Genomic DNA, 4,920 nt, shown 5'->3' with positions numbered 1-4,920 from the left:
CGCAATCGCGCCAGAGGACCTTCCATCTCGGGTTACAATGCCCATCCTTCAGAACTCTCTGACTGCGTTCGATTGCCGGGTGACCGCCGAGCTGTTGGTTAACAGCCATCTCGTTTTTATCGCTTCCGTGGAATCGGTTTTGGCCCCTGCTGCGAAAACACCTCTCCTGTATGGCGCGGGTAGCTATATGCGCGGCGTCACGTTTGAGGGAGCCATCCAATGAGCCAGCGAAACGTCGCTGCAGGCCAACTGCATGAGCGCCTCTACGCTGCCTACAACAGCCATGATCTGGCATCGGTGGCGGAACTCTATGCCCAAGACGCCACGCATGAGGATGTCGCTCATGGTCGCCGGAAATATGGCGTCAAAGCCATCATCGACGGTTTGCAGCGCTTCTTGGGCTGGTTCCCTGACGCGCATTGGCAGCCAGATATCGCAATCGTCGACCACAATGGACTGACTGCGGTTCCGTACCTCATGACCGCGTCACTTCAAAGCCAAATGGGGCCTATCGAATCCAAGGGTCAAAAGATTTCGCTGAGAGGAGTTCATGTCCTTCATCTCAACGAGGGGCTGATCCAGCGCAGCGAGGACTACTGGGACAGCGCGACGTTCCAGAAGCAACTAATCAACAACGGTGAGGAAAAGAAATGAGAACTGGTAAAGAATATTTGGAATCACTCCGGGACGGCCGGAAGGTCTATGTCGGCGGCGAAATCATCGAAGACGTAACAACGCATCCGAAAACGCGCGGCTACGCGCAGGCGATCGCAGATTACTACGATCTGCATTTGGATCCGAAGAATCAGGACATCGCGACCTTCATAGATGAAAACGGCAAACGTCAATCGATGCATTGGTTCTTGCCAAAATCCAAGGAGGACACTGTCCGTCGGCGGAAATATGCCGATTTCTTGTTCCGACACTTCAAAGGCGGAATCTTCACACGTCCGCCCGCTGGAATGAATTGTGTCATGTTCACCCAAGTCGATGACCCGGAGCCCTGGGCGGCCAACTCCCGCTTCAAGAATGGGCACCGGGATCTCTCCGGAAATATCAAACGCCAATGGGATGAAGTGACGTCGAAGGACCTGGCGATCTCGCCAATGTTTGTGGACGTCCAGTTCGACCGCGGACGCGTTGAAGCGCTCGGCGAAACTCCGATGCTGACCGTAGTCGAAGAAAGGGATCACGGCGTCCTCGTGCGGGGTTGGAAGGCAATCGGCACCTCTGTACCGTTCGTCAATCATCTGCTGATCGGCAACCTGTGGCGTCCTGGCCAGACATCCGAACAAACGATCTATGCCCTTGTTCCGATCGCGACACCTGGGATCACTGTCGTTGCCCGTGAATCGCGCGCGGTACCGGATGCGGATCCCTACGATCGTCCGCTCGCCACGATCGGTGACGAACTTGATGCCATGGTTTACTTCGATGACGTCCTTATTCCCTGGTCGCAAGTCCAGCACATCGGAAATCCGGATCACGCGAAATGGTATCCGCAGCGCCAGTTCGACTGGGTTCACCTGGAAACGCAGGTCAGACACTGCGTACATGCCGAATTGATGGTCGGCCTGGCACTGTTGTTGACGCAGTCTCTCGGCACCAGCTCGAACCCGGTAGTTCAGTCGCAGCTGGCAGAACTCATCCGGTTCCGCGAGACTTGTACAGCCTTCATGCTCGCGGCAGAAGAGACTGGGTTTGCGACCCCCGGGGGACTGTTCAAGCCCAATAACATCTACATCGATTTCGGGCGTGCCCACTATCTCGAACATCAACCCGCAATGGTTAATTTGCTTGTAGAATTCTGCGGGCGAGGAATCGTTCTGCAGCCCACCAAGCGCGAGATGGATGAGCCTTATATTGGGCCAAAACTTGCTGAGGCTCTGCGTGGTGCGGAGATAAGTGCTCGTGACCGCATCAAGATTTTCCGGCAGATCAGCGAGCGGTTCCTCACCGAATGGGGTACTCGCCACGAGATGTTTGAGAAGTTCAATGGCACTCCTTTGTACCTTATCAATCTTCTCACCTTGCAACGTACCGAGTACCATGTCGATGGTCCTTTAACGCAGCTGGCACGCGAAGTCCTGGGCTTTGGCGACACAGCTGAACTGGGCAAGCGCGCACAGCAAGCGGAGAAGGCGTCGCACTACGCGAACGTCAGGTTCCAACCGGAATACGCACGCGCTCAGGATGTCCACGAAGGCTACATCGGTACCGACGCTGAGCGCGAGCAAGTGGACGCCGCATAACTCTGTTTCCGTAATAGCCACCACGTCGGCAGGCACCTCCAATGCCGACGTGGTCAGAGGAGCGTCAGCAAATGGACTTCACTTATAACGCGCTACCAGCAAGGGTCATATTTGGGTCGGGAACGCTTCCCCGGTTACCTGCTGAACTTGACCGTCTGGGGATAGAGCGTGCGCTCGTCTTAACGACGCCCCATCAAGAAGCTGATGCGCAGGCGATTGCCCGCCTTATCTCCAGAAGAGCAGCTGGTGTCTACACCGGAGCGGTGATGCACACCCCTTCTGATGTTACCGACGATGCCGTTGCGTTGGCACGCACGCTTGGCGTCAACGGTTTGGTTGCCATCGGCGGTGGCTCGACCACGGGCCTTTCCAAGGCGATTGCATTGAGGACCGACCTTCCTCAGGTGATCGTGCCCACAACTTACGCTGGCTCGGAGATGACACCCATCATCGGGGAAACAAAGGACGGAAAGAAGGTCACTCAGAGCAGCCCCGGGGTTCTTCCTGAAACTGTCGTTTACGACGTCGACCTGACAATGACATTGCCGGCGAAGCTATCCAGTACAAGCGGCCTAAACGCGATCGCACACGCGGTCGAGGCATTGTACGCGCAAGATCGAAACCCTGTTGTCAGCCTAATGGCGCTCGAAGCCATCAAGTTGCTAGCGACTGCGCTGCCCATGATCGTGGAGAACCCGCTCCACAAGGAAGCCAGGGTTGACGCGCTTCAGGGTGCCTGGTTGTCTGGCATCTGTCTTGGCTCTGTTGGAATGGCACTGCACCATAAATTGTGCCACACGCTCGGTGGAGCGCTCAATCTTCCGCACGCGGAGACTCATGCGGTTATTTTGCCCCACGCACTCGCATACAACGCAGTTGCGGTGCCGGATGTGATGTCCAGGCTAGGGGAAGCGCTTGGCACAGACAATGTCCCGCTTTTTTTCTACGAGCTCGCCGGCCGTGTAGGGGCCGACCGATCGCTCCGCGCTTTGGGAATGGATGAGAGCGGAGTGAATGTGGCTGCAGACGGAACGCTAGCCAATCCTTACTGGAATCCACGCCCACTCGACAAAATGGAAATCGAAGCTCTTCTTCGCCGCGCTTTCAATGGCGAGCCGCCGCATGTTCGATAAGACTGGGACCTTGAAGGAGTTTTCAATGAGCACTCAAAGGGCTGAATCCAAGAAGTATGCATATTTTGAGGAACATTCCTCGGCTGAGGTAGTCAATGCCCGCATGGGAAACGACACCAATCAGCGTCTCCGCGAAGTTATGACTTCGCTGGTAAACCATCTGCATCAGGCTATCAAAGAAGTTGAGCCGACCCACGAGGAATGGCGGCAAGGCATTCAGTTTCTTACGGACGTCGGCCACATGTGCACTGACTGGAGACAGGAATTCATTCTACTGTCCGACATCCTCGGCGTTTCCATGCTTGTTGATTCAATCAACAACCGCCGTCCAACAGGTGCGACCGAAAATACCATCCTGGGCCCCTTTTACGTGCCCGATGCTCCCCGCTACTCAAATGGAACGAATATTTGCCTTGATGGCAAAGGTGAGCCGTTGGTCGTCAGCGGCCGCGTTGTGAACACCTCCGGCGAACCCATTCCAGGTGCGACAATCGACGTTTGGCAAAGCAATGACGACGGATTTTACGATGTTCAGCAAAAGGGTGTACAGCCAGACTGGAATTTGAGAGGTGTGTTTACGACTGACGAGGACGGGAAATATTGGTACCGTTCGGCCAAGCCGCATTCTTATCCAATCCCTGACGACGGACCCGTCGGCAAACTGCTTGGCGCGTTGGGCAGACACCCGAACCGAGCTGCGCACGTCCATTACATTGTAACAGCGCCTGGCTATTCTCCTATTGTCACGCACATCTTCACGCCAGATTGCCCTTACCTGGACGAAGACGCGGTTTTCGGCGTGAAGGATTCTCTCATCGCGAATTTTCAAAAGGTGGACGACGAGCGCAGCGCGGATTCGCTGGAGTTTTCTTGCCCGTTTTGGTCGCTGAACTGGGATTTCGTCTTGGCGAGCCAACGATAACTCTCAACGCAGTCGAACACAGCCATGGTCGCTCAATGCGTCATCCGGTGTCGATTCTTGCCCAGCTTCTGATGAACGTCAGAAGGTCGGGTGTTGATGACGTCGGCATGGGTCGTACACATACCACGCGGATACACGGAGCCCGTCGCCGAACCTCGCGCCGTCGTCCGGATGGACGGTCTCGATGACCGCCTCCAGCCGGCGCATGCCGGGCCTGTCCGTGTCCGCTACATCCATGCCAAGGAAATCGACCATGCGCTTGTTGAAGAAAGTCGGCTCGCCGTCCGGTGTCAGACGCCAAACATGACTCGGAACCATGTTCACGAGTTGCGAGAGCTCCAGCTCTCGGTCACGCAGTGCCTCCAGCTTTGGCGCAATGTCAGTACCACCTGCTGGGGCGGCCGGGAAATGGCGGCCACGATGAGCGCCGAAAACGCCGAGATGACCAGAAAAAGCTGCAGCATGACCTGCTGTTGCCTCTGGGATTCGGGATCGCCGACGAACTGGCTGCCACCGGACATGATAAGTGCCATCGTAATCAGGGCAAGGAGTGTCAAGGCGACGGCAGCGCCTCTGAACTCAAAGCGCACCGCGACCCAAAGAAGGGGCGGCA

5 protein-coding genes and 1 pseudogene are annotated in these 4,920 nt (G+C 56.2%); 5 read left to right on the top strand and 1 reads right to left on the bottom strand.

The annotated features are described in order from the left end of the window. The 5 genes from AAAB35_RS21210 to AAAB35_RS21190 all read left to right on the top strand — a co-directional run. A partial coding sequence (locus AAAB35_RS21210) for a flavin reductase family protein (protein WP_340670257.1) occupies nt 1-223 on the top strand: 223 nt, incomplete at its 5' end. Further along, on the top strand, nt 220-654 hold the full coding sequence (locus AAAB35_RS21205; RefSeq protein WP_340670256.1) for a nuclear transport factor 2 family protein: 435 nt from the start codon (nt 220-222) through the stop codon (nt 652-654). The genes AAAB35_RS21210 and AAAB35_RS21205, both read left to right, overlap by 4 nt. Continuing rightward, complete coding sequence (locus AAAB35_RS21200) at nt 651-2,252, top strand: 4-hydroxyphenylacetate 3-hydroxylase N-terminal domain-containing protein (RefSeq protein WP_340670255.1); 1,602 nt, start codon at nt 651-653, stop codon at nt 2,250-2,252. Before AAAB35_RS21205 ends, AAAB35_RS21200 begins: the two co-directional genes overlap by 4 nt. A gap of 71 nt (nt 2,253-2,323) precedes the next feature. Further along, nucleotides 2,324-3,385, top strand: coding sequence for a maleylacetate reductase (locus AAAB35_RS21195; protein ID WP_340670254.1), 1,062 nt, complete (start codon nt 2,324-2,326; stop codon nt 3,383-3,385). A gap of 25 nt (nt 3,386-3,410) precedes the next feature. After that, nucleotides 3,411-4,307: an intradiol ring-cleavage dioxygenase gene (locus tag AAAB35_RS21190; protein ID WP_340670258.1), complete on the top strand. Its 897-nt coding sequence runs from the start codon at nt 3,411-3,413 to the stop codon at nt 4,305-4,307. Between the two features lie 135 nt (nt 4,308-4,442). Here the strand turns inward: AAAB35_RS21190 and AAAB35_RS21185 are convergent. Beyond that, nucleotides 4,443-4,920, bottom strand: a pseudogene (locus tag AAAB35_RS21185) (MASE1 domain-containing protein); the annotation flags it as partial.

The organism is Phyllobacterium sp. (genome assembly GCF_037994425.1).
Lineage (GTDB): Bacteria > Pseudomonadota > Alphaproteobacteria > Rhizobiales > Rhizobiaceae > Phyllobacterium.
This window is presented reverse-complemented; position numbering and strand designations above follow the sequence as displayed.

Excerpts from the sequence above, each read along its gene's own strand:
- AAAB35_RS21205 (WP_340670256.1), top strand. The coding sequence starts at position 220 with ATGAGCCAGCGAAACGTCGCTGCAGGCCAACTGCATGAGCGCCTCTAC.
- AAAB35_RS21195 (WP_340670254.1), top strand. The coding sequence starts at position 2,324 with ATGGACTTCACTTATAACGCGCTACCAGCAAGGGTCATATTTGGGTCG.
- AAAB35_RS21200 (WP_340670255.1), top strand. The coding sequence starts at position 651 with ATGAGAACTGGTAAAGAATATTTGGAATCACTCCGGGACGGCCGGAAG.
- AAAB35_RS21190 (WP_340670258.1), top strand. The coding sequence starts at position 3,411 with ATGAGCACTCAAAGGGCTGAATCCAAGAAGTATGCATATTTTGAGGAA.